The 23,659-nt window shown below is 46.9% G+C and carries 21 protein-coding genes; 9 read left to right on the forward strand and 12 right to left on the reverse strand.

What is annotated here, in order from left to right:
- The first annotated feature begins 50 nt into the window (after positions 1-50).
- Entirely contained in the window at positions 51-608 is a 558-nt protein-coding gene (locus LEP1GSC061_RS19185) for a hypothetical protein (protein ID WP_156844600.1), read from the forward strand.
- 43 nt (positions 609-651) lie between these two features.
- Here the strand turns inward: LEP1GSC061_RS19185 and LEP1GSC061_RS19190 are convergent, their stop codons facing one another.
- Genes LEP1GSC061_RS19190 through LEP1GSC061_RS19200 form a run of 3 tightly spaced genes read right to left on the reverse strand, consistent with a single transcriptional unit; the run spans position 652 to position 3,423 of the window.
- Positions 652-1,455: an SDR family oxidoreductase gene (locus tag LEP1GSC061_RS19190; protein ID WP_016547388.1), complete on the reverse strand. Its 804-nt coding sequence runs from the start codon at positions 1,453-1,455 to the stop codon at positions 652-654.
- Between the two features lie 36 nt (positions 1,456-1,491).
- Positions 1,492-2,346, reverse strand: a complete 855-nt coding sequence (locus LEP1GSC061_RS19195; RefSeq protein ID WP_016547457.1) for an LA_0991 family prenyltransferase-like protein — start codon at positions 2,344-2,346, stop codon at positions 1,492-1,494.
- Positions 2,347-2,373: 27 nt separating this feature from the next.
- Positions 2,374-3,423 carry a mechanosensitive ion channel family protein gene (locus tag LEP1GSC061_RS19200; RefSeq protein WP_016546959.1) on the reverse strand — a complete coding sequence of 350 codons (1,050 nt, stop codon included), beginning with the start codon at positions 3,421-3,423 and terminating at the stop codon, positions 2,374-2,376.
- Positions 3,424-3,595: 172 nt separating this feature from the next.
- Here LEP1GSC061_RS19200 and LEP1GSC061_RS19205 point away from each other — a divergent pair, with 172 nt between their 5' ends.
- The 4 genes from LEP1GSC061_RS19205 to LEP1GSC061_RS19220 are packed head-to-tail and all read left to right on the forward strand — an operon-like array spanning position 3,596 to position 8,903.
- A complete protein-coding gene (locus LEP1GSC061_RS19205; RefSeq protein WP_016547186.1) occupies positions 3,596-5,929 on the forward strand; it encodes an adenylate/guanylate cyclase domain-containing protein in 2,334 nt (777 codons plus the stop codon).
- A gap of 9 nt (positions 5,930-5,938) precedes the next feature.
- Positions 5,939-7,447, forward strand: a complete 1,509-nt coding sequence (locus tag LEP1GSC061_RS19210) for a FecR family protein (RefSeq protein WP_016547100.1) — start codon at positions 5,939-5,941, stop codon at positions 7,445-7,447.
- A gap of 9 nt (positions 7,448-7,456) precedes the next feature.
- Positions 7,457-8,281 (forward strand): hypothetical protein, encoded by an 825-nt coding sequence (locus LEP1GSC061_RS19215; protein WP_016546966.1) that lies wholly within the window; start codon positions 7,457-7,459, stop codon positions 8,279-8,281.
- Positions 8,282-8,294: 13 nt separating this feature from the next.
- Positions 8,295-8,903, forward strand: coding sequence for a DUF1554 domain-containing protein (locus tag LEP1GSC061_RS19220; RefSeq protein WP_016547082.1), 609 nt, complete (start codon positions 8,295-8,297; stop codon positions 8,901-8,903).
- On the opposite strand, the gene LEP1GSC061_RS19225 is transcribed toward LEP1GSC061_RS19220, so the two are convergent.
- From LEP1GSC061_RS19225 to LEP1GSC061_RS19240, 4 genes are all read right to left on the reverse strand, one after another.
- Positions 8,900-9,574, reverse strand: coding sequence for a response regulator (locus LEP1GSC061_RS19225; protein WP_016547401.1), 675 nt, complete (start codon positions 9,572-9,574; stop codon positions 8,900-8,902). The genes LEP1GSC061_RS19220 and LEP1GSC061_RS19225 overlap by 4 nt on opposite strands.
- Entirely contained in the window at positions 9,571-10,608 is a 1,038-nt protein-coding gene (locus LEP1GSC061_RS19230) for a sensor histidine kinase (RefSeq protein WP_232218522.1), read from the reverse strand. Before LEP1GSC061_RS19230 ends, LEP1GSC061_RS19225 begins: the two co-directional genes overlap by 4 nt.
- Positions 10,609-10,731: 123 nt before the next feature.
- Positions 10,732-12,033, reverse strand: a complete 1,302-nt coding sequence (locus LEP1GSC061_RS19235) for an LruC domain-containing protein (RefSeq protein ID WP_016547283.1) — start codon at positions 12,031-12,033, stop codon at positions 10,732-10,734.
- A 151-nt stretch (positions 12,034-12,184) separates the two neighbouring features.
- The gene (locus LEP1GSC061_RS19240; protein ID WP_016547251.1) at positions 12,185-13,708 is read right to left on the reverse strand and encodes an HDOD domain-containing protein; all 1,524 of its coding nucleotides are present in this window, start codon (positions 13,706-13,708) and stop codon (positions 12,185-12,187) included.
- Positions 13,709-14,199: 491 nt separating this feature from the next.
- Here LEP1GSC061_RS19240 and LEP1GSC061_RS19245 point away from each other — a divergent pair, with 491 nt between their 5' ends.
- The gene (locus LEP1GSC061_RS19245; protein ID WP_016547435.1) at positions 14,200-15,684 is read left to right on the forward strand and encodes an aldehyde dehydrogenase family protein; all 1,485 of its coding nucleotides are present in this window, start codon (positions 14,200-14,202) and stop codon (positions 15,682-15,684) included.
- A gap of 56 nt (positions 15,685-15,740) precedes the next feature.
- Here the strand turns inward: LEP1GSC061_RS19245 and LEP1GSC061_RS19250 are convergent, their stop codons facing one another.
- The 4 genes from LEP1GSC061_RS19250 to tpx all read right to left on the reverse strand — a co-directional run bounded on the left by LEP1GSC061_RS19250 (position 15,741) and on the right by tpx (position 17,576).
- Positions 15,741-16,052, reverse strand: coding sequence for a hypothetical protein (locus LEP1GSC061_RS19250; RefSeq protein WP_016547238.1), 312 nt, complete (start codon positions 16,050-16,052; stop codon positions 15,741-15,743).
- A gap of 12 nt (positions 16,053-16,064) precedes the next feature.
- Positions 16,065-16,376 carry a hypothetical protein gene (locus LEP1GSC061_RS19255; protein ID WP_016547286.1) on the reverse strand — a complete coding sequence of 104 codons (312 nt, stop codon included), beginning with the start codon at positions 16,374-16,376 and terminating at the stop codon, positions 16,065-16,067.
- Positions 16,377-16,461: 85 nt separating this feature from the next.
- A complete protein-coding gene (locus LEP1GSC061_RS19260; RefSeq protein WP_016547209.1) occupies positions 16,462-16,887 on the reverse strand; it encodes a DUF3995 domain-containing protein in 426 nt (141 codons plus the stop codon).
- 173 nt (positions 16,888-17,060) lie between these two features.
- Entirely contained in the window at positions 17,061-17,576 is a 516-nt protein-coding gene (gene tpx, locus LEP1GSC061_RS19265; protein ID WP_016547185.1) for a thiol peroxidase, read from the reverse strand.
- A 358-nt stretch (positions 17,577-17,934) separates the two neighbouring features.
- On the opposite strand from tpx, the gene ilvB reads away from it, so the two are divergent.
- The 3 genes from ilvB (at position 17,935) to LEP1GSC061_RS19285 (ending at position 21,905) form a co-directional block, all read left to right on the forward strand.
- Positions 17,935-19,665 (forward strand): biosynthetic-type acetolactate synthase large subunit, encoded by a 1,731-nt coding sequence (gene ilvB, locus LEP1GSC061_RS19270; protein ID WP_016547272.1) that lies wholly within the window; start codon positions 17,935-17,937, stop codon positions 19,663-19,665.
- A 231-nt stretch (positions 19,666-19,896) separates the two neighbouring features.
- Positions 19,897-21,312 carry an anthranilate synthase component I family protein gene (locus LEP1GSC061_RS19280; protein ID WP_016547374.1) on the forward strand — a complete coding sequence of 472 codons (1,416 nt, stop codon included), beginning with the start codon at positions 19,897-19,899 and terminating at the stop codon, positions 21,310-21,312.
- Positions 21,309-21,905: an anthranilate synthase component II gene (locus LEP1GSC061_RS19285; protein ID WP_016547187.1), complete on the forward strand. Its 597-nt coding sequence runs from the start codon at positions 21,309-21,311 to the stop codon at positions 21,903-21,905. The genes LEP1GSC061_RS19280 and LEP1GSC061_RS19285 overlap by 4 nt, the downstream gene beginning before the upstream one ends.
- Here LEP1GSC061_RS19285 and LEP1GSC061_RS19290 read toward each other — a convergent pair.
- Positions 21,902-23,608, reverse strand: coding sequence for a hybrid sensor histidine kinase/response regulator (locus LEP1GSC061_RS19290; protein ID WP_016547207.1), 1,707 nt, complete (start codon positions 23,606-23,608; stop codon positions 21,902-21,904). The two genes, LEP1GSC061_RS19285 and LEP1GSC061_RS19290, sit on opposite strands and share 4 nt — an antisense overlap.
- Between the last annotated feature and the right edge of the window lie 51 nt (positions 23,609-23,659).

Here is a 23,659-nt window from a genome sequence, read left to right on the forward strand (position 1 = left end):
TCGCGTCGTTTCTATTTGTAGATTGCTTTCCTGAGGTTCAAAGAACAGCATTGGCAGCCGCGAAAGCGTCTGAGAATGGAACTCTAATAATTCGTTATGTATCGGATGCGAGATCGGAAGAACAAGAGATTACATTAAAGTATATTTGCCTTTCGGAATCAGATCCGGAATTAACATTATGGCCTCGTTGTGGTGGCAAATTGCTTTTCTATAATGAAAAAATCAAGTTAGGAGAAGAGCGAAAGTTTTTCCTTGCTGGGGGGAGCTATACGGGGCGCATAATGATTGATGACCGAAGGGGGATCTTAGATGAAACGGTAATCGGATTGATTCGTTTTTCCAATATAGAAGGTAATTCCACTTTTTGTAACCTAGGTATTGAAATGGATTCGCTTCCGCTTCCATTTGCTGAAAAAACTTACTTTAATTATCTGAATTGCACTCCTCTGCTAATGATTCCCGGAAAGAAGACGATTATTGATATTTCAGTAGGTTCTCAAGTCGAATCGTATTTTTGGTCCTGGCTATTTCGAAAGATAATTTCCAGCGGATTAGATAGTCATCAAGGATATTTGCGATATTCTAGTTTTTCGATTCGTTATGAGTGATTTTTATGCCTATCGTTCAGGCAGCCGTCCTTTTTTCTTTCCCTTAAGTCACGGAAGCCTTGGATAAAACTTTAGCAAAAATGCCGGGAGCATAATGCCTGAGAAATAGCGCGAATTTTTCCTTAGGTCCCGCTACAGTAATGTCTAACTTCTCATTTGCGATTCCGTTCAGGATGATTCTTGCACATTCGTCCGGATCCAGTCCGTTTTCGATTACCTTATCCAATTTCTTTTGGGGCTTGCCGTCTCCTTTCAGTGCGTTATGCGAAATGTTGGTTCGAACGAAGCCGGGATATACCAGGGAAACCTTGATCCCTTCTTTCGCATTCTCCGCTCTCAAAGCCTCGAAGAAGCCTGTAAGTGCGAACTTAGTGGAGGAATAACCCGTCCGAAGAGGGACCCCAATTTTTCCGGCAACGCTAGCTATAGAGGAGATCCAACCTTTTTTGGCCTCTCTCATAAAAGGAAGAACGGCAAGAGTCAGAGCGATATTGCCGAAGTAATTCACCTTCATGATGGTTTCGTACGTCTCCAGGGAAGTCTCGTGGGCCAGGGACCTCTGGCTGATCCCCCCGTTATTGATAAGAACGTCGATGGAGCCGAATTTTTTGATTACTTGGGACGGGAGCTTTCCGAATTTTTTATAATTCTCCAGATCCATTACGAGAATGAGACTGTTTTTGTCGTTGAGCCCGTTTTCCTTTTGGACTCGTTTGAGTTCCTTTTCTCTTCTTGCGGATAACACGAGTTTTGCTCCCCGTTTTGCCGCTTCCTTGACAAGAGATTCTCCGATTCCGGAAGAGGCACCGGTAATCCAAACCACTTTATCCGTATAGAATTCGCCCATATTAGACTCCTGAAGGAATGCGAGTCTATCCGAAGGCTATGCGTTTAATAATAAGGGTAATAGTCCCAATATAAAAACGCCTTCTCCTAGGATCCTATAGTTCTGAGAATCCCGGAATCGATCCGAGTATTTTAGAATCCCCCCCGGCACGGCACAGATGAGTGCGATCACGATAGAGGAAGAAACGGAAACACCCGGCGCAAACTTGCGCATTCCGGCTGCCAAGAGTAACGAGGTCAGAAATCCTAGCAAGGATAATCGAAGTGTCCATTCTTTTGCGAGTTCCGGAGAAAGCGCGCTCAGCAGATAAACCTGCCCCTCTTTCGCGTCTAGATCGGCCTCCATCAGGGAATTCATGACTAAGTTGAGTACGGTTCCAAGGAAGAATAGGAGCAATAGAACCGGAACGGCCCAGGACCTAAATCCTACGATCAGCAAGGGGCCGAACCATACACCTAACGTATAGATGAGGGCTACCGAGAACTCCTTGCCGAATCGCAAACGTCCCCAACGAGCGATTCCTAAATGTAAAAAGGCCAGAGCGGCCAGAATGGCTCCGCCGAGTAGCACGATTTCTCTTAGTAATAATAATGCAAGAGCGGCGCAAACCAAGGCTGCGACTGAGCAGGCGACTATGAGAGGCTTTCTATAGTCGTAGTGGAATTTGTGTCTCGGGTTCACGGAATCCGTTCCGGATTTTTGACCGTCCAGAAGATGGTCCAGGGTATAGATCACCCAAACGCTTAAAGGTAGGAGGATCCACCAAGCGGGCTTCATTTTTGCTCCGGTAACGCTCGTCGCTAGCGCTCCCGAGCCGATGACTCCTAGGCAAATATCCAAACTTAAAACATGAATATAGAACCAGGCACCTTTTTCTAAAACGATTCGCATGGCATTGTATCTCGGAAGGACCTTAGGTTACTCGCCTTCCTCTCCTTTGGTTTTGGGCGAAGATGAGGCGGTTACACGAATATCTTCGGATTGGAAGCGGGAGTGCAAGAATTTTATGAAGAGGGAACGGATCTTGTTCGAGTCCGTAATATGAAGAATTCTTACGTTTACCGATAAATCGATGTTAGACGAACCTATCGACTTGAAAAGAATCTCCGGATCTCCCTTCGGCGTCTGGTTCTTTCCATAATACCGTTCCAACGAGGTCTTTGCGGTCTCGAGCAATAAGCTGGATAATCTTTCGGTATCCGTTCCCAAGGGCACGCTCAAATCGAAACCGGTCCATATGCCGGAATTCTGCAGACTGAAATTCGTGTAAGTGGTTTTGGACATCTTCGCGTTCGGTATAATGATCGTGCTTCCGTTTAATTTCTTTAGAGTGGTGGTTCTCCAATTGATGTCTTCCACTCTACCTTCCTCTCCTGTTTCTAAACAAATGTAATCGCCTACTCTTACCTTTTTCCCTAAAAGAACTCCCAAACCCGCAAATAAATTCGATAAAGTCTCCTGTAATCCTAAGGCAAAAGCGAGACCTCCCACCCCCAATGCCGTCAAGGCGGGAGTCACCGAGATTCCGAGAGTCTGCAACGCCACTAACCCGCCGGTCAATAGGATGAGAATTCGGACGATATTATTCAGAATGGATGCTGAAGGAAGTAATCCTTCCGCCTTAGAGGAATATAAAGCGAATGCTCCGGAGCCGATTCTTGCCAGGGAGAAAGTCATCAAGATGATCGCGAATACTTTCAGGTAGAGTAGGAAGTTTTCCTTGGATTCCTTATCCAGATCCGCGAAACGCAATGCGGCATAAACTCCGAATAGAAAGAAGGAAAACCGCACAAAGGAAAGAAGTGCCAGGTAGAGAGGATGCTTCTTGTCCAGTTTATCCTTGGTGAGAGCCTCTACAAGCCTGGGAACGATGAAACCACCGAATAAATAGCCTAAGAGCGTTCCGGAAAGAATGGACACGGTTCCTAGGATCCAGTTCCAACCTAGTATCAATTTCAGCTCGTTCATATGTTCCAAGCTTAGTCGGAGCGGAGAACTCGCAAAGGAAAATTGATGCGACTCGGATTATGTGGCAAAGAGAGGGCATTTTTTCGAAATCTCTCTCCTACTCGGATCCGAACCGAAAATAAAACGGATTTTGGAATGACAAAGGAATTCGTTTTCGGAGACTCCTATCCCCATGCAAGAGGGAAGCGGCTCGAATCAAATCTTGGAATTTCCCTTGGATGAAAAGATCTCGGTTTACGCGCGAAAATTTTCGCCGGAGACGGGAGAATTGGATATCTGGATGGAGGAAATCCATACCCGAGGAATCCAAGAGGTGATCTTTTGGGGGAGCCAGGAAGATGCGCATCGTTGGAGGTCCAACGCAAAATTTCCCGTCTTCGTACGGGCTCTCAAAGAGGACAAGATTTCGATTTCCACGCTAGACGGAGAGAAATTCAGAGCCTCTTCGGATTCTGTACGCAAATTGGAGAAATTTCTCCGCTCCAAATCCCATCCGATTCTTCTCATGTATTCGGGATTGGAAGAAGAGCCTTTATCGGATTTACTCGAGAAAAGTTTTCCTAAGGAAACTCCCGCACTTCAGACTTACACTCCTTATTCTCCCAAGATTTCTCCGGAAAAACAAAGACCCAAGAAAGCGGAAAGTATAGGCGGCAATCATTCCGAGGATTTCAAGGCCTCTCGTATCACGATTCGAGTCAAACTGCTTGCGATCGTAAGCGCGATCGTAGTGCTTAGCATGGGATTCATGATCGGAATCGCCACAAATCTTTTCCGTAACTATACGGTTTCTTTAATACAAGAATACAACCTAAGTCTTGCTCGTCTCACCGGCTTGCAGGTGGGAATTCGAGTCAGAGAGCTTTCCCAAAAATCGGCGGACTTCTTCGACTCATTCAATCAAACTCCTTCTCAAGGGTCGGATCTGAGAAAGATTCCGGCTCCCGCTTTTATCTCCTCGTTCTTTTTTTCCCAACCCAAGGTTTTAGCCTGGGGAAAATATTCGGGAGGAGATTCCATTCTGTTTTTGAACCCGAGATTTTTGAGGGACCTGAGAAAAGACGAGGAGGAGATCCGCCACTTATGGGCCTCGATTTCGAAAGAAGATAAGGAGAAAATATTCTCCTCGGATTCCGAAATTCTTCAGCTAACAAATATTAGTTCTAAATTCGGATTTCCTGCCGTTCTATTTAAGGAGAAGGAAATAAAAGGAAAAGGCTTCGGATTCTTCCTCATCTCTCCCCAAGACCTTTGGGAATCGGCGAGATCCGCTTTGCAAACGGAATTATTCGCGATTTGGGTGGTGGACTCTCGGGGTAGACTCGTAGCGCATACGGAAGAATCGGAGACCTTATCGGACAAGGATTACTCCAGAAATCCTTTAGTACAGTTCCTACTTAGAAATCCGGCGGATAACGGATCCCAGACCTCCGTTTTCGAAGGCAAGGAGACGTTAGGATCCTTCCAACAATTGGAAGACGGCAATCTGGCAGTAGTCTCCTCCATTGAGGCGGATAAGGCCTTCGAAGCTGTGTACAGAATCAGAAGGCAGAATTTCTATATTCTCGTCTCCGTACTATCCGTGGCATTTTTAGTCGTCTTCCTCTTCTCCCGAACTCTTACCGTTCCCATTATCAATCTACTCAGCGCCACCAGGCAAATCGAAAGAGGGCATTACAAGGTAGCCATACGACCCGTGACTCGGGACGAGGTGGGTGTGCTTACAAATTCCTTCCTTAAAATGGCTCATGGACTGGAAGAAAGGGAAAAGATCAAGGATACGTTCGGAAAATTCGTGAACAAGGAAATCGCCGAACGCGCGTTAGCCGGAGATATGTCTTTGGGCGGAGTTACCAAGGATGTGGCCGTATTCTTCTCCGACCTTAGGAATTTTACCGGAATGTCCGAGAAACTCAAGCCGAGCGAGGTGGTGGAGTTTCTGAATGCCTACTTCACCGAAATGGTGGAATGTATCTACCTCACGGAAGGGATCGTGGATAAGTTCATCGGAGACGCGATCATGGCTCATTGGGGCGCCTTGTATTCGGACGGAAACGACACTAGAAACGCGGTGAATGCGGCTTTACTTATGAGAAACGCTCTTTTGGAATTTAATCGGATCGGGTTGGAGATCGGCAGGCCCCAGGCAAGATTCGGTTGCGGAATCAATACCGGCCCGGTGGTCGTGGGACAGATAGGATCCGAGAAAAAGCTGGAGTTCACGGTCATCGGGGATGCGGTCAATCTCGCATCCAGGATAGAATATCTTACCAAGGAATTCGGAACGGATATATTGGTTTCGGATTCTTCCTACCAGCAAGTAAAAGACCATTACAGATTCGAAATGTTGCCCAAGGTTTGGATCCGAGGTAAGGAGGAGCCGCAACAATTATACGCCGTTTTAGGTTGGTTGGAGGATCCAGATTGCCCCAAGGATCTGAAAGAAGTCCGCAGAATCTGCGGCATCGCCGAACCGGAATCCCCTTCTAAAGCCATCGCACATTAGGAAAACGAAATGGATTGGAGGACATATAAAAGGGAGTTGCAAGTCGGAGCGTTTTGCTTCGCCGTCTTAGGGGTATCACTGTACTTATTGTATTTCGAATCCCGTTCCGGGAACGGTTCCGGTAAGGAGATGATGGGAACGGTTTCCTTCCGATACAAGACCGCCCAAAGAAAATTCCCGGATAGAATGCTTTGGGAGGATCTCGATCAAGGCATGCCGGTCTACGACAGGGACTCCATTCGTACGGACGAATCCTCGGAGGCCATAGTATTCCTAAAATCCGGAACCAGGATAGAATTGGATCCCCAGTCTATGGTGGTTCTGCAATTGAAGGAGAGTCGGGAAAATCTGGATCTAAACGAAGGGAATATTCTCGTGGAAAGCGGGAAGAAAGTTCTATCCGTAATCGCCGGAACCGTAGGACTGGAAGCCAAATTGGGTTCCCGCTTCCAAGTTACTAGAGAAGGAGATCAAACCAGAGTGGAGGTCCAACACGGAGAGTTGGACTGGAACGAAGGAGGTTCCACGAAACTCACATTGGGCGAAAAGGAAACCGCATTGGACGGGGAGAAAGTTTCCAAGAATTGGAATCTTGTATCTCCCGAGGACTCGTATCGGTATTTCCCGAACGAACCCAAGCAGAATGTGGAGTTTCGTTGGGAAGGAGGAGAAGAGGGCACTCTCGAGATTTCCACCAAGAGGGATTTCAGCTCCAAGTTTTTCAAAAGATCGTTTAGGGAAGGCAACCATAAGCAACCCTTCGAGGAAGGAATCTATTTTTGGAGAGTGGTTTCCAAGGACGGCCACAGAATATCGGAGGTTAGGAAATTCAGAGTATTACCGAATTCTCCCGTCCAGTTGCATTATCCTAAAAAGGATCTGGTCCAGGAAGATAGAACCGTTTCCTTCTCTTGGGCCAAGCAGAAGATCGCTAGCGGCTACAAATTGCAGATTTCGACGGATCCGAATTTTTCCTCGTTTGCCGAGACACAACTATTTCGAACGAATTTTTCCCTTACCCTGGAACCGGGGCCTTACTATTGGAGAGTGCAATCTTATACAAATCTTCCGGGTACGGAAGCATTGTCCGAGACTCGAAAATTCTCCATCGTTTCCGCCCAGAAGAGCGCCGTTTCGGATAAGGCGACACCGACTCAGGAGGGAAACTTAGATAATTCGGAATTGTCCCTGGAATATCCTAAGAATGCGTCCGTTGTGGATATGACCGGTAAAGAAAGTCTTTCCTTCCGCTGGAAAATGTCCGCCAAACAGAAACAAACGGAATGGAAATTCCGTCTCTTCTTAAAGAAGGGGTCGGGAGAAGAATTGATCTTCGAAAAGAAAACGAAAGGCGATCGTTTTTCTTTTCGCGATTTAGAAAAGCTGGATGTAGGAACCTTCCGCTGGTCCGTAGAATCCGAATCCGACCCGAATTTAAAAACGCAAGCTGAATTCAGAATCCAACTCAGGGAAGAGTTGGAGGCCCCGGAAACCAAATCTAGCGGCGCCCGCCCTTAAGGAGAAGACATGGCTCGTCCTTCGGAAAGAATTCATAGAATTCTACTTTCTATGATTCTAATATTCCTCTCTTTTACCTCCGAAATCTTCGCGGAAGGAAGGACATTCATATATTATATAGAATGGAAGGAAGTGAAAGGTAGCCGTGGCTATGTGGTGGAGGTGAGGAAAAACGAGCCTCCCCAGGATATGATCTTAGAGAAGAAGGTACTGGAAAACGAAATCGAATTCAGATTGGATGCGGGAACCTACGAGTATCGTATCGCCGCACTGAATCGTTTCGGCAAACCTTCTTCCTACACTCAATGGACTTTATTCAAAGTGGAACAGGATAGACCGAAGGCGGTGGCTCTTGCGGAAAAGCAGGAAGCGGCGCCCAAATCCAAATCCTCCTTCGTTTGGATTCCCGGAACCGGATTCTATTCCAAAGATGAAAAATGGAAGGCATACGGAGTTTGGTTTTGGCTCGGGACTCTGGCCTATCTGGGAAATTCGGAAAGAGAAGCGGGGAATCGTCTCGCCTCCAAGCCTTTGAACGATCCGGCAAACATAGGACTTCTCGCCATTCAGATTCCGACTCCTCTGACATTTTACCTTTGGCAGGCGAGAGCCGGGGATAAGCAGGAATACGACCAGCACCAGAATAACCAGGCGATCATAGGCGGTCTGGCCTTATTGAGCGTAATCGGTTCTCTTTGGTGGGAAAATAAACTTCCCGCGGGAGATGCGATTTACGTCCGCATGAAGCCCGACGCATCCGGCCTTATCCAAGCGACTTCGAATCTAGGAGTTTCCAAAAGCCGTTGGGAAATCCAATATACCAGGAGTTTTTAAGGAGAATAAGAGCATGAAAACGCGCATTTATCAGTTTTTTAGAATATTCTTCCTGGGTGTCGGGATCTCTTTGTTTTCTTACTGCTCCAAGCCTTTTCCGAATTCAGATTTCTTACTCTTACTAGGCCTTGCGATTCCTGGCCAATATCTATTCGTGACCTCCTCTTCGTATAGCGGTGATTTGGGAGGAATTGCCGGTGCCGACTTGAAATGCCAATCGGCAAAATTGGCAGATGGCGCCGATCTTCCCGGTCTACCTTTGGAATACCAGGCCTTACTTGCGGGTCCCGGTAGAGCGCCGGGAGGAGCCGGCTGGCCACTTTCTGCGAACACGAGTTATTTTGCCATGACTCCGGCGAACACTCTGATCTTTCATACCACCTCGGGAGCGCTTCCCGTAATTCCTCTGGATTCGGGAATTCCCGGTAGTTCTCTCAATTACTGGACCGGATTGGATGGTGTCTTGGCGGCCGGAGCCAACTGCAACGGTTGGATGGATTCTACCGTTGCTTTCGATGCCGAATACGGAGTCTCGGGAGATACAAGTATCGGTGCCTTTAACCAAGGATTCGCAAATCCTTGTGATACACCGAATATGCGTCTTCTTTGCGTTAGAAATTAACTTTCTACGATTCCCGCTCGGATCGCATAAACTACCAAGTCTGCGACCTTATGTAGATCCAATTTCTTCATGATATTGGCTCTATGCACTTTTACAGTAGCAGGGGAGATATGAAGAAGCTTCCCTATCTTCTCGTTGGAATTTCCTTCCGAGATCAATTTCAGGATTTGTCTTTCCCGATCGGATAATACGGAGAATACCGAAGGACCTTCTTCCGGTTGGTCTCCCGTTTTTTTGCGGCCGATCCCGGAAAGTACGCGCGTGGCGATTCTGGGACTGAGATAGGTTTCCTTTCTTCTGACAGCATCGATCGCACGTAAAAGATCCTCGCCCGCATCGTCTTTCAGAACGTATCCGTTGATTCCCAGATCCACTAGCTTTTGGATGTATTCTTCGTTATCGTGTCTGGAGAGAATGATGACTTGCACCTTGGGATAATATCTTTTGACTCCCTTGACGAGATCGATTCCGCTGACTCCGGGCATGGAGATATCGGTAATCAGAATATCCGGCTCCAATTTACCGATCTCGTCTAATGCCTGTTCGGCGTTTCCGTTTTCGCCGATGATTTCCAGATCGCTTTGACCGGAAATGATCAATCTGAGACCTTCCCTGAGAATGGCGTGGTCGTCCACGAGATAAAGTTTGCAAACAGCCGGTTGAGAGTTCATGGTTTCTCCTTGGAACGTTTCTTTAAAGGAATTCTAATGACATATTGGGTTCCCTTTCCCGGTTCGGATTCCAGAAATAGGGTGCCGTTTAAATCTTCGGTTCTTCTACGGATATTCTCCAACCCGTATCCTGTAGATTTTATTCTAGCCTCTTTTTCTTTAAATCCTTTTCCGTTGTCTTTTGCGGAAACGACGAGGGTCTCCTTTTCGGAGAAAATTTTCAGCTCCACTTTATTTGCCTGGGAATGCTTCAGAATATTTGCGCAGATTTCCTGCAGGATCCGATACACTTGATTTTGCACGAGCTGGGGAATCTTTTCCGGGACCTTGTATTCGGATTTCACTTTGATTTTCTGTAAAGGAAAGATTTGATTCGCTAAAGAATTGAAAGCTGCCTCCAACCCGAGTTCTTTCAAAGAAGAAGGCTGTAGGTTCGTGTAGATTTCCCGCAGTTCCTGGCTCGCGCGGTCGATCAATCCCAATCCGGCGGCAAAGGATTGAGGATGTTCCTTCTCCGACTTCTGGTAAGCTTGGAAATGTAATTTTGCGGCGAGAATCAACTGTCCGACTCCGTCGTGCAATTCCCTTGCGAGTCTGGACCTTTCCTCTTCCTGGGAGGCCAGTACCTGAGTGTGAAGAGTCGCCACCTTCTTCTCTAACTTTTTATTCTCTGTGATATTCTTCAGAATCATCCCCAGGTTATTTCGGAAACGGAAGATGGAATATCCGTAGGACTTGGATCCTTTTCTGAATTCCTGGTTTTGGAGCCTGGTCTTTCTGGCTTTTTGTAGATTTTCCCTGAGGTTCGCTTCTTCTTTGGAATCCAATTTGATTAAGGAGAATAGATTCTTGCCTATCGGACTTTGGAAGCGGAGGCGAAATTCCTTCTTAAAGGAAGCGTTTGCAAATCGCACGATATTATTTTGGTCCAAGGCGACGATGGGGGAGATTTCCTCCACCAATGCGGGAAAATACAAGGAGGCTTGTTCTTTTTCGGAATTTGTCGCAGGTTGACGATTGTCTTTACGTTTCAAAATTCCGGCCACAAGGATCAGGATATAATCCTATTTGTGTCCGGAAAAGGAAAAAAACCCCTCCCCTCGGCCGAATGAGGGAAGGGGGAAGGTTGCTTTTACTCTTTCAGGAGTCCCAATAAATTAGAGCGTGGAAGGAAACACATCGGCGGTGTTCGGATTTCGGAACCAATCGGTATCCGCGGTTCCTAAAGATTCGTACCAGGTCTTGAATTGAGGATAAGACGTGCGGATATCCGTAGCCTCGTAAGGCCATTGGAAATTGCCTGGAACCAATAAAGCCCAAGGGAACCCGGTTGCATCCCTATAGATATCTTTTCCGGATGCGTCGAAGAATTTTCCCGCAGAATGGATATCCTTTCCGGTATTGATGACCCTAAGGAAGGTATCGTAAGGGGCAGGTCCTAAAACCAACTTGGAGACGGGAGAGGACAGGATCACTTCCAGTTTCGCGGTCTTTCCTTTTGCGAAAGTGGTATTGGATCTGGAAGCGTTGGAAGAAGGAATCGTAGTGGAGCTATTTCCCAAAAGTTCTAGATCGGTGATGCTCGGACCGGTACCGCTTAGGTTTTCCTCCACCGTGGTTCCGTCCGTTCCGACTCGGATAAGAGAATAACTAGTCACCTCGGCGTTCGGTAATGCAAATCTGAGAGTGTGATTGTATCCGGCTCCCTTAGCTACGTGAGTATAATAGGCTCTCACTCTCACCACTTCTCCCGCTTTGTTCAAATCTTCTTCGAAGTAGGAACGAACCACATAGTCGTTGAAGTCCGCATCTCCCTGTTTGGGAAATAAGTCTTCGAAGGAGATCGTATAATAATCCTCTGCGGGAATACGAATCACGCTCACACGGTTCGGATCGTTCGGATAAACGTCTTCGAAATCGGGAATTCCGTCCCCATCCGAATCCAAGATTATGGTAGTAGTCGCTGTGAATCCCACCGAGATCCTTCTATCTATCTTGGTCACGTTGATGATGCTGATATCCACATCGTAGAATTTTCCGTAAGCTTCCACTTGCAAGTGCACGGTCTTCGCGTCCCCGTCTATGGTGAAACTACCGGTCACTTCTCCGCTCGGATTGGTATAGGCTTTGAAAATGGATTTATTACTAGCGGCTCCAGGTATCGCGGAAGGCACAGTGATCTGTACCATACTTCCGTCTACCGGAGCGACAGGATCGATGACCTGAAGATTTACGGTGATCGTACGGGTAGTATCGAAAACGAAATCCGTAGGAGCAGTCTCGTCGTTGATATCGATTCCGAAATCCGTGGGGCCGCTCGGAGCCGCCGTGGGCGTTCCTCCCGAGGTAAGGCCTAAGAGCCAGGCGTAATTAGGATCGCTGGCAGAAGAGCAGGAAATTGAGACGGAGAGTCCGAAAACCAGCAAGAAAAGGGGGAATATTCTATATTTGGGGGTCATAAAAGCACCTTCGATTTGTGACTCGATTATGCTTAAGCTTACGACTTAATCAATACCCCCTAAGGATTATATGCTTAGAACCTTCGGTTCATAGTTTTTCTAGCTGTTTGTTCGGCAAAAACGCCTAAACGCCCAAAGACGGGCGAAGCCGTTATTGAGTGGCTTGGAAACTTTCCAGAGCCTTGGTTCGGAAAGAATGGAAATCTCCCGAGGAGAAGAATTTACAATATTTTAATACTTCATCCGGGATCTCGGAGAATTTCGCCTCTTCGTTATTGATCTTGATCATCGTATCGGCAAGATAGATTGGATAGATGATGTCCTTGTATTGGTCTTCAGCCAACTGAGGTCTATGGTGGTATTCCATCGCCTTGGAATATAATTCCGGGAAATTCCATTTTTCGGCGATCAACGCTCCGATCTTAGTGTGAGTGATACCGAATGCGGCTTCTTCCATAGAGATGGAGGAAGCGATCTCCTTGGATGCGGAATAGTTTTGGATCTTGCCCATTCTATCCGCTTCCAAGGAAAGAAGAATGATCTCTCCTATATCGTGAAGAAGCGCCGCCGACATGAGATTACTCATTACTTCCTTGGGCATGGCTAGTTTTTGGGCGATGAGTTTGCAATAATACGCGCACTGATTCGACTTTTCCCAGATCGCCAAGAAGGCCGGGAACTTATTCTCCAAAATCTGTTTTGTTCCCAGAGAATAGAGAAGAACCTGCAATTCCTTTAACCCGATCAATTGGATGGCTCTGTCTAGGGACTCCACCTTGCTTCCTCTGCGGAAAGCCGCGGAGTTGGAGAGCTTCAGTATATTCGCGGCCAGGGCCACGTCCTTTTTCACCATCTCCGCGATTTGTCCTATACTGGAATTCGGACGATCGATTGCGGCTTGTATGTCTTGGATCGCTTTCGGGAAGGTGGGAAGCTGGTCCACTTCCTTAATGATCTCCTCCGCCTTTTGGATCTGTATATTTTCTCTTTGGATACGGATGGGAATGTCGATGATGACGGAGGTATTGTTTCCTTGGCTTTCGACTTTGTAGGAACTTGCTCCTAAACCGTCGTTTTTGAGCATCATGAGCGTCATGATGAGTCCGAGTCCCGCGCCTTCGGTTTCGTCGCCTTTTTCCATAAAGGCTTCCGCCAAGTCGTTATACGTTTTAGCTTTTTCTATCCTTTGATTGATACGATCCACTTCTTCCGGACTAAGTTTTACGTTGTTCATCACGCGTATGCGGATTGTATCCTTGTTATGAATAAAGGATACCAGGACCACGTAATTGTTTTTAAAGAGAAGGTCTTCGTATTTTTCCTTATTGTCCAGGTAGGATTTTTTGAAGCCGTGGATCTTGCTGCGGTAAACCATCGGATTCTGGATATCCGCTTGTAATTCCCGGAAATAAATGCGTTTGATATTGGCCTTAATCGTGTTGGTGATCGTTTCTTTCATCGCCGCGAGGACGGAATCCCGAACGAATATGATATCCAAATGAAGCAAATATCGATCCAAGGTTTTTGCTAAAACATTGTCCACATTCTCGGTAAGACTGAAGAACTTAAAGTGAAACGGGAGGTTTTCCTGAATCGGTTGATTTAAGTCCTTAAGATTACTGAAGACTCCGAGATCTTTGTGGTGGAACAGTTCGAGGGTTTTCCCTTGGCTCATACTTATCGTCGGTCCTAAAACTTATGTATTTTTGCAAGTATCGCTTTCGGCTTTAAGAACTTGTGCCTATCGGGACGAGTTCTTAGATTACTCTGAAAAACGTTAGCGGTCTATGTCAAGAAATTGCAACGAATCGTTCGTTAAAAATAAGTCGCTGCTAAGCGAATTATACGAATCAAAGAAACAAAAAAAAACGGATTGTTGAATTTATATGAGAAGAGTTGTGGTAAAAAAAATGAACAAGCGTCGGTGAAATTCTAACCCTTTCGCAGTAGTCCCCCCCTTGATCGAGTGGTGGGATTTTTTTACATAACGGGTTGATTAAAAATCGAAGCACTGTTAGACCCCGTTTCTACGACGAAAAAGTTAATGAATGATCATTCAATAAAAAGGTTGCATCCAAACCGGAAATCTGGTGAACTATTCTTTGGTTCCAGACGAGGCCGGGACTCCGGCATAGAAATCTTAGGAACTTAGGAGAGAAGACCAAAATGTCTACTACAGCCACCCCATCCGTATCTAGCACTCCCGCTTCGGCCGGAGCGATCGCGTTTCCTCCCGCAAATCCTAAGGAAATGCAGAGAGTATTCGATCTCCAAAAGCGCCATTTTCATCAGGTTCTAAAAACGAGCAAGGCCAAGGATCGCATCCAGCGTCTCAAGAAACTCTTATTCGCCATCGAAAAATTCACTCCTGAAATCAAGGAAGCTCTCCAAAAGGATTTTAGAAAGTCTCCTTACGAAACGGATCTTACCGAAATCATGCCTTCCATCGCGGAAGTAAAAGACGCGATCCGCCATGTGAGAAGTTGGATGAAACCCGAAAGAGTGAAGACTCCCGTTTCCCTCTTCGGAGCTACTAGCACAGTGGTGTACGAGCCCAAAGGAGTGACTCTCATCATTTCTCCTTGGAACTATCCGATGTATCTGGCTTTCGCTCCTCTTTCCGCGGCGATCGCAGCGGGAAATACGGCGATCATCAAGCCTTCCGAGTTCACTCCCGAGACTTCCAAGTTATTCTCCAAAATCATCAAGGAAACTTTCCCCGAAAACGAAGTGGCTGTGTTCGAAGGAGATCACACCGTTTCCACCGCTCTCATGGAGCTTCCTTTCGATCATATCTTCTTTACCGGAAGCACTCATGTGGGCAAGATCGTGATGGCCGCAGCAGCCAAGCATCTTTCCACCGTGACTCTAGAGTTGGGAGGAAAGTCCCCGGCAATCATAGTTCCTGGAGCGAATCTTAAAAAAGCCGCTAAGAAACTCATGTGGGGAAAAATTCTGAACGCGGGACAAACCTGCGTGGCTCCGGATTATCTGCTTTTACCGGAAGGCGAGACGGAAGCGTTCGTGAAAGAAGCCAAGGATGCTCTCAAAGGATATTACGGAGAGAATGCCGAGGCGATCAAAAAGAACCGGGACTTCTGCCGTTTAGTGAACCAAAGAAACTTCCAAAGGGTTTCCGGTTATATCCACGAGGCCGTGGAAAAAGGCGGTAAGGTTCTCATGGGAGGCCAAACCGATTCTTCCCAGAATTTTATCGAGCCCACTCTGATCGCTAACGTCCCTGAGAACGCACGAATCATGGAAGACGAAATCTTCGGACCGGTTCTTCCTATCGTTACGTACAAGAATCTGGACGAAGCGGTGGAGAAGGTTCTCTCCAAGCCTAAGCCTCTCGCTCTGTACGTATTCGGAAGCAATAGCAAGTCCATCAATAAGGTATTGAAGGAAACTTCTTCCGGAGGAGTCGCAATAAACGATGTGATCATCCATTTGGCGAACCCGAACCTTCCATTCGGAGGAATCAATCACTCAGGACACGGAAGTTACCACGGTTGGTGGGGATTCAAGACATTCTCCCACGAGAAGTCGATATTAAAGCAGGCCGCTTTCTCTTCGATAGAGTTCCTGTATCCGCCGTATACGGGTTTCGTGGATAGAATGATCCAACTTACCAAAAAATTCTTCGTATAAGAGTTCCGGATCCTAAAATAAAAAAGGCCCGGTCGGGAAACCGATTCGGGCTTTTTTTATCCCCCGGTTCCGTGATCGAGAACGGAGCGTAGATATATCTCTATCGCAAAAGCAATCGGAACGGATAGAATATAAGCGATAGCGATTCTTCTATTTATGTACCGAAAGTTTCGTTTTTGAAGAATTAAAAAGGAGAATAGGAATCCGAAGATCAGATTCCAGAAAATAAGAATTAGAAAGAAAACGGAATGAACTTCGTCTAGTTCGGTTTTATGGCCGTCCGGAAAACCTAAAAGGGATCTTTCATAATAAAAATAAAAGGCGGCTAAGAACGGCAAAAGCGCGGAAAAGAATCCCAGAGCCCGCATAAAAAGATCGATTTATTTTACCCGGAGCTTGGAAACCAACTCACTAATCCCGGGATCGGAATAGATTCCGTAACCGTTTACTAATACTCCTTTTTGTTTGAGCTTGTCTGAGGAAATCGCATACACGATCGCTTCGTCGGCCGGATCGGTATTTCCTTCGAAACGATAGAACTTATCCACTTTGTATTCGGAGGTGGAAGTGTATATTTGGCATTCCTTTCCTTGGGAATTCCAATGCACGTTATAGTCCACGGAATAACCTTCCGTCTTTAAGCCGATGACCGCATCTGAAACGGTTTCATAAGAATGTAGACTTTCTTCCATTGGATTCCTCGGTCGGGATGATGCGACTTACTGTTTTCCTTAGGGAATCGAGTTCAATCCAAATCCGACCGTTTTAGATTTCTTTTTAATTCGTACAATAGCCTAAAATGGAATAGGCGAAACCGAGTATTACGCATAAAGGAGAATAGATCCAGGTATCCTGTCCGGCAAACCGCGAATTTCTCATCCTTTTGAAAAAGCCCACGAGTCTGAAATCGCCCAAGGCTCTTGCAAAGAATACGAACGCGATCCCGAAATCCAGCCAAGGAGTGATTCGATTCGGCGAGAATAAGCTACCGATCGACCAAAGGGCCACTGCTCCGAATCCGAACAGAACGATCGCGACCAATATCGTTATAAAGAATCCGGGACGAAAGGCCGGTCCGCTTTCCAATTCCGGAACGACCGAGAAGAACGGCGTTTTGCCTCCGAACGCCCAATAGATATGCAAAGCCGATAAAAAGAATAATACACTTGCAGAAAAATATCCTATCGGATCGAGATTTTCCATAAAGAAGCCTCTTATGAGAGAAAGATGGGACTGCGGCAGGGATCGATGCGGGGTCTATGGATTTGCGAAAGCAAGTCCATAGACCGGAGCGGAGAGCCCGACCCTCGTGAATGGAAACAAAGTCCTAAAAAAATCGAGGGTAGGCGAGGGGGCCGCCCCTATTTTAAGAAATTTTAAACAAGCTTCTTGGCCGCGGAGATCACCGCCTCATAGTTGGGTTCGCTTGCGATTTCGGGTACGAGTTCGACATATTGTATCGTATCGTTTTTATCCACAACGAAAACCGCCCTCGCGGAAAGTCCTTTGAGTCCTCCGTCGGCGATATGAGTACCATACGCCTTGGAAAAGGAGAAGTCCCTGAACTGGGAGAGTGTGACCAGGTTCGGGGAATCCAATCCTTCGGTAGTGCAGAATCGGTTCATCGCGAAGGGGAGATCTCCAGAGACGACTAATGTTACGATTCCGTCCAGCTTGACGGCTCTTTCGTGGAACTTCTTGGTCTCGAGGGCGCAGACCGAAGTGTCGAGGCTCGGGACTCCTACCAGGATTTTCACTTTTCCGCTGAAATCCTTTAAGGATTTTGCACTCAGGTCTTTTGCGATTCCGGTGAAATCGGGTGCCTTGGTTCCGACTTCCAATAATTTTCCTTCCAGTGATACAGGATTGCCTTTCAAAGTAACGCTACTCATTTTATATTTCCTTTAGCCGGGGATGATATGCGGGTTTGGCTTTTGAGCAACGAAAATCCTTTCGGCCTTCCATCTTTTTTGGATCCGATTCAATAGCCTGAAAAAATTCTTGCATTTTTCGGGAGAGGATCCGTCATAAGGTTAACGGATATCCGTTATTTTCTACCGAATGCAAAACTTAGGTCTACAGTCTAACCTCACCCTCGTGGTGGTCGTCCTTTGGATGGTGGTAGTGGTCACACTACCCGGGTCAGGCTTTACGCCCTAAGGATCTTTCGTAGGCAGCAATCCTCGAAAAGCCCCTCTCGGCGTAAAGCCGGGAGGGGCTTTTTTTATTTCTACACTACATGAGGCGAAGATGGAAACGATCGCAAGGGAAACAAGGAAAGAGTTATCGGAGTGGCAGCGACCCAAGAACGGTGCGGAATTGGTCGTAGCGTATTTGAGGCGTAGGAATCAAGCGAGGGTCTATGGAATTCCGGGAGGCGCCAATTTACCGTTATACGACGCCTTGCACGATAGCGGGATTTCGCACATTCTCGCAAGACAGGAGCAAGGCGGCGGATTCATGGCTCAAGGAGAGGCGAGGATCACCAAGAAAGCCGCGGTTTGTCTAGCTTCTTCCGGCCCGGGAGTCACGAACTTAATTACCGCAGTCGCGGACGCAAAGTCCGATTCTATTCCTCTCGTAGCCATCACCGGTCAGGTTCCGATCCCTCTCATAGGGACGGATGCCTTCCAGGAGATTGATACATTCTCTCTTTCTCTTCCCATTACCAAAAAGAATTACCTAATTCGCTCCGTCCAAGAATTGGCGAGAGCGCTTCCCGAAGCGTTTCGAATTGCGGAGAGCGGCAGGCCCGGCCCCGTTTGGATCGATATTCCCAAAGATATACAAACCTCCCCGATAGAATTATCGGAAGAGGATATCGAAAGAATTTGGAAAGAAGAGGAAGATTCGGATCCTTCCGAGGTTTCCGGAATCTCTACCGGAGATATATTCCGTTTTTATGATTTACTTTCCCGCTCCGAACGACCGGTTTTATACGTCGGCGGGGGAGTAAAGCAATCCCAAGCCGAGTCTTTGCTCTTGGAATTCGCAGAGGATCAGAATATCCCGGTAGCCTCGACCCTGATGGGTCTGGATAGTTTTCCACAAGACCATCCTTTGGCTTTGGGTATGCTCGGAATGCACGGGGCTCCTTTTACGAATATACTTCTTTCGGAAGCGGATCTTCTGCTGGCGTTCGGGGCTCGGTTCGACGATAGGGCCACCGGAAAATTGGAAACCTTCTGCCCGAACGCTACGGTGGTCCATGTGGACATAGACGCAAAAGAACTGGGTAAATTAAGAAAACCCGATTTAGGAATCCGTTCCGATCTGAAATTCTTTTTGGAGAGTCTGGGAGAATTTCCGAAACAAGATCGCAAGGTTTGGATCGAGAGAATGAATTCTCACAAGGCGAATTTTCCTTTGGCTTCCACGGAAGGAGGCGAAGGATTTTCTCCTCAGGAAATCATACTTCTGACCGGCCAATGCCTCGGTGAAGAGGCTATCGTAACCACGGACGTGGGGCAACACCAGATGTGGACGGCCCAGTTTTATCCCTTCCGTAAACCGGAAACTTTTCTGACCTCCGGAGGACTAGGTACTATGGGATTCGGTTTGCCTTGTGCTTTGGGCGCTTCTTTTGCGGCGCCGGAAGCCAAGGTGGTCTGTTTCTCCGGGGACGGTTCCATTCTCATGAATATCCAGGAGTTGGACACTCTCAGCGAATATCTTTTAAACGTTAAGATTATTATATTCGATAATCGTAATCTAGGTCTCGTTAGGCAACAGCAGAATCTGTTTTACGGAAGCAGGTATAACGGTAGCGCCTATCCTTCCGAATCCAAATTTTCCAGAATCGCTCGGGCCTTCGGGATTCCGAGTCTGGATTTAGGAGAAATCGGTAGGACCTTGGACGATTTGAAAGAATTTCTTTCGGAAGAGGGTCCCGGCTTGGTAGTCGTTCCGATCCATCCGGATTTGAAGGTGCTCCCTATGGTTCCTCCCGGAAAAAGCAATCTGGAGATGCTCTTAGGATGAAGAATTCCTTTATCATAAGAGTGGAATTTCTTTCGGATTTCGGGATTCGCATCCCGGATTCCGAAGGATTTTATTTTTCCTTGATAAAGGGCTTCTTTTTTAGCGGGTTTCGTTTCTCTACGTCTTCTATGACTTCCTTCTGGTGGCCTCTCGGGGCCGAATCATATATACATATTCCTTTATCTTAATATGAATTAGGCCCGATCGATTCGGGCTGCCAAGGAGGACGCTATGTCCCTGAATATACGAAGCTTAAGAGCGGAGGCGAGAGAACTCTCTCCTTTTCCTATTTTTCGTCCCTTTCCTTTGAAAGAATCGGACGCGTTTGCTTATTTCGAAAACCTTCTCTCCGAATCGGAAACCGGAGTGTTTTTGGAGAGCCTAGGACCCGAATCGGATAATTCCCGTTTCAGTTTTATATCTGCTTTTCCCAAGAGGATTCTTTCCGGTAGAGGAAACGCATTGGAATGCGACGGAAAGATCATAGCAACCGGGAATCCATATGCAATGATGTCCGAGATACTAGTTCCTCGTATTTCGTTTTTAGAATATTCCGAGTCCGGAGGGGGCGGGCTTTACGGCTACCTTTCCTACGAGGCCGCCAACGATATGGAGCCTAGTCTGGGGCTTGCGGAGCATTCGGACTTCCCTAAGTTCCGGTTCGCTTGGATGGAGGACGGTATTCTCATAGATAGAAGAACGGGAGAGTCTAAATATTTTCATTACGGACAAGATCGCTATTCTCTCTTCGAAAAATTCCTGAATCCGAGTTCGTCCCGGAGAGGGGAAAAATTCAAAATCCAAGACCTGGGCGCCTCCAGAACCAAGGAGGAACATAGGTCCATGGTCGAATCTATTATGGAAGAGATCCGAAAGGGAAACACTTTCCAATGCCAAATCGGTTTTAAAAGGTCCTTTCGCGTCGAGAATTCCTCGGAATCTTCCAGGACATCCGATCTGGAGTTGTATCGAGCATTAAGAAAAGTGAATCCTTCTCCTTTTATGTTCTTCTTGGCTTTCAGGGAAGAATGTCATCTGGGTGCGAGTCCCGAATTATTGTTCCGTCTGAAGGACGGATTCGTGGAAAGCTTTCCTTTGGCCGGCACAACTCGTAGGGGCAAGGACGAAGAAGAGGATCGTAGTTTGGCCTTGAGTCTTCTTTCGGATCCCAAGGAAATCGCGGAGCATAATATGCTCGTGGACTTGCATCGTAACGATTTGGGAAGAATCTCCCGATTCGGTTCCGTGAAAGTGAGGGATGCTTTCGCTTTGAAACGTTTCAGCCACGTGCAGCATCTTTCTACGGAAGTCTCGGGGATTCTCAGATCCGGAAAGGATATGTTTTCCGGTATGGCAGCGGCTTTTCCAACGGGAACATTAAGCGGAGCTCCTAAGATAGAATCCATGAAGATCATCCAAAGAATCGAAAAAGATCCTAGAGGCCCTTACGGGGGCGCGGTCGGAAGATTCGGATTCGACGGGAACTGCTCCTTCTGCATTCCGATCCGTAGCTTCTTTCGGAAAGGTCAGGAAGGAACCGTCCGAGCCTCGGGAGGCATCGTATACGATTCGGATCCGGAATCGGAATACGCGGAAATCGGCCACAAGATGGGAGCCGTGTTGAAGGCTATGGAGGAAATACGATGAAAGTATTGTTAGTCGACCATCACGATTCCTTTTCCTATAATCTTTTCCAATTAGCGGGAGAAATCCTAGAGGAAGAGTATCCGTTTCGTTTTCGCTTGGATGTGGTTCGTCAGAATGAGGCGGATTTTTCTGGAATTCGAAACGGAGGATACGATCGAATCATTCTCTCTCCCGGACCCGGCACTCCCGAAGATCCCGAGTATTTCGGAGTTTCCCTACGCATATTGCAGGACCTGGGAGGTAAGATTCCCATTCTAGGAGTGTGCTTAGGTATGCAAGGGATCGCCCACTTCGCGGGGGCGAATATCGTTCGAGCGGAAACTCCCATGCACGGTAAGATCTCCGAAATCGATAACGACGGAAAAGGCGTTTTCCAAGGATTGCCGGATCGTTTGAGAGTGATGCGTTATCACTCTCTGATCGTGGACGAGAACGGATTGGGAGAAGATTGGGAAAGAACCGCGTATGCGAAAGGAGAATTGATGGGGATTCGTAATGCAAAGCTTCGGATGGAAGGGATACAATTCCATCCGGAATCCTTTGCTACGGAGGGTGGACGAAAAATGCTTTATAATTTCTTAAAGCAGGATTAGGAAGCCAGAGAAGAAGGATAGTTCTTCAGGAATTCACGAAGTCGTTCCGCGAGGTTTTCCAGACGGAACGGCTTTCCTAAATAATCGTCGAAGCCGGCCTCTGCGCAGGCTTTCTTGTCTTCGGGGCTATCGTGAGCCGTGACTGCTATGATCCATGGAACCTTTCTAGAAGTAGGCTTCTTTTTCAGGATCCTCGCAGTTTCAATTCCGCTTAATTCCGGCATTTGTATATCTAGGAGTAGAAGATCGATTTCCATTTCTTCCCAGAATGCAAGCGTATCCACTCCGTTGGAAACGACCGAACAATTTAAACCCAGTCTTTCCAGCATTTTTTGTATGAGCTTTTGGTTTACGGGATTGTCTTCGGCCACGAGGATACGTAATGCGGAATAGGCGGAAAAATCCAAAGAGGAGGTCTTTATGACCTTAGGAAAATCGATCTCGGAACTTTCCGCCGATCTTTCCAGTTCGAAATTCAGGATAAAATTCGAACCGACTCCGTATTCGCTTTCCACCCGGATGTCCCAACCGAAATGATTGCAGATTTTTTTGCAGATGGCTAACCCGAGTCCCGTTCCTCCGTATTTTCTACTCGAAGAAATGTCCGCTTGGGAAAACGCTTCGAATAGATTCGGCATTCTATGCGAATCTATTCCGATTCCGGTATCTCTAACGGAAAGAATCGCCTCTATATGCGTATCGCCGACGGAATGTAACTGCAGCTCTACGGTGATTCCTCCTCTCTCCGTAAACTTTAAGGCGTTGGACACTAAATTGGAAAGAATTTGCCGGAGTCGAACAGGATCAGAAACAACGGCTAAGGATTCCGGATTCTTCGGAAGAATCGTACGAAAACTAAGTCCTTTTTTCTTGGCCTCATGTTCCGCATCTTCTCCGAATTTTCGAACCAAAGAGAGAAGATCGAAATCGATCGAACTGAAAGAAAGAGATCCCGATTCTGCCTTGCTAAAATCGATCACATCGTTAATGAGTCGAGTTAGGTGTTCTCCGCTTTCCCGTATGGAATCCAGATATTCCGTCTGCAAATGACTGGTTGGAGTTTGTCTTATTAAGTCCACCATTCCTAGAATTCCGTGAACGGGAGTCCTAAATTCGTGATTCATATTCACGAAGAATTGTTCCTTGGCTTTTTGGAACTCCATGGCGGAAGTCTGGATTTTGATCAATCTTCTAGACTTGGATTCTAATTCCATATATGCGATCACGGAATCCGCCAAGGCTCTTAATGCATCCAATTGATTTTGATCGGGTTTTCTAGGCTTAGGATCTATGACGCAAAGAGTTCCGATCGCATAACCTTCAGGGGTAACGAGAGGCGCTCCGGCATAAAATCGAACGAATGGAGAACCCGTAACCGAAGGATTCAAATGAAATCGAGGATCTTTTCGGGCGTCCTCGATCACGAGCACGTTTTTTTGAGAAAGCGCGAATTGGCAAAAGGAAGTCTCTCTCAGAGTCTCTGAGTCCTCCATCCCGATCCTGGACTTGAACCATTGTCGATTAGAGTCGATTAACGTAATTAAGGCGATGGGAGTTCCGAAAATAAGAGACGCGGCTTTTGTAATTGCGTCATATTTTTCTTCCGCAGGAGTGTCTAGTATTCCGTACCGCTCCAGGGCCTTCAACCTTTCGGTTTCATTCGGCGGTGGGGGAGCGACGGAATAAGGACGACTGGGTTCCATGAAAAAGACTAATCCTAATAGACTAATTTTTGCGGGCTTATGCTCTTCCTA

It is taken from the genome of Leptospira wolffii serovar Khorat str. Khorat-H2, assembly GCF_000306115.2.
GTDB lineage: Bacteria > Spirochaetota > Leptospiria > Leptospirales > Leptospiraceae > Leptospira_B > Leptospira_B wolffii.

Bases quoted from the DNA above. Each gene is read 5' to 3' on its own strand.
- LEP1GSC061_RS19285 (WP_016547187.1), top strand. From the start codon at position 21,309: ATGAAAGTATTGTTAGTCGACCATCACGATTCCTTTTCCTATAATCTT.
- LEP1GSC061_RS19245 (WP_016547435.1), top strand. From the start codon at position 14,200: ATGTCTACTACAGCCACCCCATCCGTATCTAGCACTCCCGCTTCGGCC.
- ilvB (WP_016547272.1), top strand. From the start codon at position 17,935: ATGGAAACGATCGCAAGGGAAACAAGGAAAGAGTTATCGGAGTGGCAG.
- LEP1GSC061_RS19235 (WP_016547283.1), bottom strand. From the start codon at position 12,033: ATGACCCCCAAATATAGAATATTCCCCCTTTTCTTGCTGGTTTTCGGA.
- tpx (WP_016547185.1), bottom strand. From the start codon at position 17,576: ATGAGTAGCGTTACTTTGAAAGGCAATCCTGTATCACTGGAAGGAAAA.
- LEP1GSC061_RS19260 (WP_016547209.1), bottom strand. From the start codon at position 16,887: ATGGAAAATCTCGATCCGATAGGATATTTTTCTGCAAGTGTATTATTC.
- LEP1GSC061_RS19250 (WP_016547238.1), bottom strand. From the start codon at position 16,052: ATGCGGGCTCTGGGATTCTTTTCCGCGCTTTTGCCGTTCTTAGCCGCC.
- LEP1GSC061_RS19200 (WP_016546959.1), bottom strand. From the start codon at position 3,423: ATGAACGAGCTGAAATTGATACTAGGTTGGAACTGGATCCTAGGAACC.
- LEP1GSC061_RS19215 (WP_016546966.1), top strand. From the start codon at position 7,457: ATGGCTCGTCCTTCGGAAAGAATTCATAGAATTCTACTTTCTATGATT.
- LEP1GSC061_RS19290 (WP_016547207.1), bottom strand. From the start codon at position 23,608: ATGGAACCCAGTCGTCCTTATTCCGTCGCTCCCCCACCGCCGAATGAA.
- LEP1GSC061_RS19205 (WP_016547186.1), top strand. From the start codon at position 3,596: ATGCAAGAGGGAAGCGGCTCGAATCAAATCTTGGAATTTCCCTTGGAT.
- LEP1GSC061_RS19240 (WP_016547251.1), bottom strand. From the start codon at position 13,708: ATGAGCCAAGGGAAAACCCTCGAACTGTTCCACCACAAAGATCTCGGA.
- LEP1GSC061_RS19225 (WP_016547401.1), bottom strand. From the start codon at position 9,574: ATGAACTCTCAACCGGCTGTTTGCAAACTTTATCTCGTGGACGACCAC.
- LEP1GSC061_RS19190 (WP_016547388.1), bottom strand. From the start codon at position 1,455: ATGGGCGAATTCTATACGGATAAAGTGGTTTGGATTACCGGTGCCTCT.
- LEP1GSC061_RS19220 (WP_016547082.1), top strand. From the start codon at position 8,295: ATGAAAACGCGCATTTATCAGTTTTTTAGAATATTCTTCCTGGGTGTC.
- LEP1GSC061_RS19195 (WP_016547457.1), bottom strand. From the start codon at position 2,346: ATGCGAATCGTTTTAGAAAAAGGTGCCTGGTTCTATATTCATGTTTTA.
- LEP1GSC061_RS19280 (WP_016547374.1), top strand. From the start codon at position 19,897: ATGTCCCTGAATATACGAAGCTTAAGAGCGGAGGCGAGAGAACTCTCT.
- LEP1GSC061_RS19255 (WP_016547286.1), bottom strand. From the start codon at position 16,376: ATGGAAGAAAGTCTACATTCTTATGAAACCGTTTCAGATGCGGTCATC.
- LEP1GSC061_RS19210 (WP_016547100.1), top strand. From the start codon at position 5,939: ATGGATTGGAGGACATATAAAAGGGAGTTGCAAGTCGGAGCGTTTTGC.